Source organism: Bacillus sanguinis (assembly GCF_018332475.1).
GTDB lineage: Bacteria > Bacillota > Bacilli > Bacillales > Bacillaceae_G > Bacillus_A > Bacillus_A sanguinis.
This window is the reverse complement of record NZ_BOQB01000269.1, coordinates 1-2966: the sequence shown is the minus strand read 5'-3', so window position 1 is coordinate 2966 and position 2966 is coordinate 1. Positions and strand designations below refer to the sequence as shown.

The window sequence follows — 2966 nt, the reverse complement described above, 5'->3', positions numbered from 1 at the left end:
GCGTCATTCGTGTCATTTTTTCAGTCATAATGCAAATCCTTTCTACTATCATAAAGTGAAACTTTAATCAGTGGGGGCATCCCCAACTGATTATTAGTTGAACCAATCGGGCTTTTACGAACAGTTGAGCCCCCACGTAACTTCTTTGCTTGCACTGAATTTTGAGGTGGTGGTTCTTACTGCCCGTTAAAGCGGGATAAAATAATATGTCGTTTCCCTTACCATATCATACACAAGAGCAATAGAAAATGAAATTTGTATAATTGATTATATTTTTGAATTTTTTTGACAAAAGGCAATGGTTTTGTTGACGTTTTCAAACTTTTTTGACAAAATAAAATTATGCAATAGTAGGACAAGGAATCTACTAATAAAGGGGATGGAGAAATGTTTTCAAATATTGGCTTTCCAGGATTAATTTTAATTTTAGTAGCTGTACTCATTTTATTTGGGCCGAAAAAATTGCCGGAAATCGGAAAGGCTTTAGGGGAAACGTTAAAAGAATTCAAAAAATCAACGAAAGAATTGACTGATGATGCATTTCAAGAGAAGGAAAAGAAAGAAAAAATGTAATGAATTTTCTTCGAAATGGATAAATAAAGTGTGGTGAACGAGATGGAAGATCGGGAAATGAGTGTAGTAGAACATATAGTTGAGCTTCGCAAACGAGTAATATATACAGTGTTATCCTTTGTACTATTTTTAATAGTTGGGTTTACTTTTACGAAGGATATTTATTTTTGGCTTGTAAAAGACTTACCAATGAAATTAACTGTTCTCGGTCCAAGTGATGTATTGTGGATTTTTTTCTCGATTGCTACAGTATTTGCTATCGTTTGTACAATTCCTTTTGCTGCTATACAAATTTGGTTATTTGTAAAACCGGGTTTACATCCAAATGAACAAAAGATGACAGTAATGTATATACCGGTATTGTCTATATTATTTATTGCAGGTTTATGCTTTGGATATTTCGTTGTAATGCCGTTTTTATTTCATTTTTTAACTACGATAGGTAATGAAATGTTTAATACGATGTTTACGACAGAAAAGTATTTTCATTTTGTTCTTAATTTAACAGTTCCATTTGCTGTGATTTTTGAATTGCCTGTAGTAGTCATGTTTTTAACGAGTATTGGACTTTTGACGGCGGAACTTCTAATTAAAATAAGAAGGTATGCTTACGTAGCGTTGATTATCATTGCATCGTGTATATCACCGCCAGATTTTTTATCTCATAGTTTAGTTGCGGTACCGCTTATTTGTATTTATGAAATTAGTATTGCTTTATCAAAGATTGTTAGTAAGCGAAAAAAGAAAAGAGAAGAAGAAATGCAGTCGAAAAGTGCCTCGTTATAAAGGCACTTTTTTTATTTATTTGTTATACTCTAGCTATAAACGTATACAATATAGAGAAGAAAAAAATTATAGAATCTCCAAAATTTAGACAAACTTTGCGCTTTTATAAGTTTATACTGAATATATTAAGCAATATACGGATAACGAGTCCTCATCTTATCAGAAATTTAGGGTGGGGGATGGATTAGGTGGAGATGAATAGAGTATAAATCTTCTAACCATAAGGACTACAGAGATTGTCTAAGGATACTTTTGTATTCATAGGAGTCGCCACTTTAAACAACGTGTTACAGCGTAAAGTAGAAGAAGTTCAAAAATCCAATGAAAAAGAGGATTGATATTGTGATTACGAAAAGTTTTTATTTCACTCATTCAACAGGGGATTGTATTAAAATATTTGAAATCCCTGTCCTACAGGCACAGCATCCATTATCGTTTCTAATTCAGTCTCGTCTTCAATTATTTATTGCAAAAATTCAAAAACAAAAACACCCAAGATTTTCGTATTCTTTCCGTGAATATTTACAAAATTGTTTGAAGTGGAATGATTATTTAAATGTATATAAAACAAATACTCTTGAAAAAAATGCATGATATAGAGTGTGGACAGGGTTAGTAGCTCTGTCTTTTTCATTTTAGGTATAAAAATATAATTAATTTGATTAAATTTCGTTCCAAATTGTTGAAAGCACAGGGAATACTAGTATAATAACAAGGAGAGCGTATTGGAAAGGGAAGAATATAATATGCAAAAAATTAAAATTGTAACAGATTCAACGGCGGATTTATCACAAGAGGTAATTGAGAAGTATGACATTCATGTTCTACCATTATCAATCTCTGTAAATGGACAAACATATTTAGATCGCGTTGATCTACAACCGGATGAATTTATTGAAGAAATGATTAAATCAGAGGAACTACCAAAAACATCACAACCAGCAATGGGTACATTTGTAGAAATGTATGACAAGTTAGGGGAAGATGGAAGTGAAGTACTTTCCATTCATATGACAAGTGGAATGAGTGGTACTGTGGCAACTGCAAATAGTGCCGCATCAATGACTGACACAAAAGTAACAGTTGTTGATTCACAATTTATTACACATGCTTTAGCATATCAAGTAGTTGAAGCTGCGAAAATGGCAAATGAAGGACGCTCACTAGAAGAAATTTTAAAACGTGTAGATGAAGTGAGAAAGAATACTCGTTTATATGTAGTAGTAGATACATTAGAAAACTTAGTGAAGGGTGGGCGTATCGGTAAAGGAAAAGCGTTTATCGGTTCGCTACTTAATATAAAGCCAATTGCTAGCCTTGAGGATGGTGTTTATAACCCTGTAACGAAAGTGCGTAGCCAAGGTCAAATTGTAAAAACGTTAGCTAAGTTATTTGAGGAAGATACAGCTGGAAAAGTTGTAAAAGCTGTGGCAATTCCACATGCGAAAGCAATTCCTTTAGCTGAAAATGTAAAAGCAGCTGTAGAAACAGTAAGTGGATTTGCTCAATCAGAAATTTTCTTTACAACGCCTATTATTAGTACTCATACAGGTCCGGGTGCAATCGGATTTATGTATTTAGCAGAGTAATAAAAAAGCTACTTGAAA

The 2966-nt window shown here is 33.0% G+C and carries 4 protein-coding genes; all 4 read left to right on the top strand.

All coding sequences use genetic code 11. From position 1 onward, the window contains the following. The first annotated feature begins 387 nt into the window (after nt 1-387). The 4 genes from KI369_RS23640 to KI369_RS23625 all read left to right on the top strand — a co-directional run bounded on the left by KI369_RS23640 (nt 388) and on the right by KI369_RS23625 (nt 2948). Nucleotides 388-573: a twin-arginine translocase TatA/TatE family subunit gene (locus KI369_RS23640; RefSeq protein WP_000492443.1), complete on the top strand. Its 186-nt coding sequence runs from the start codon at nt 388-390 to the stop codon at nt 571-573. A 42-nt stretch (nt 574-615) separates the two neighbouring features. Next, complete coding sequence (gene tatC / locus KI369_RS23635; protein ID WP_144611219.1) at nt 616-1359, top strand: twin-arginine translocase subunit TatC; 744 nt, start codon at nt 616-618, stop codon at nt 1357-1359. Between the two features lie 342 nt (nt 1360-1701). After that, nucleotides 1702-1953, top strand: coding sequence for a DUF2535 family protein (locus KI369_RS23630; RefSeq protein WP_000629012.1), 252 nt, complete (start codon nt 1702-1704; stop codon nt 1951-1953). 152 nt (nt 1954-2105) lie between these two features. Next, nucleotides 2106-2948, top strand: coding sequence for a DegV family protein (locus KI369_RS23625; protein ID WP_212957603.1), 843 nt, complete (start codon nt 2106-2108; stop codon nt 2946-2948). The last annotated feature ends 18 nt before the right edge of the window (nt 2949-2966 follow it).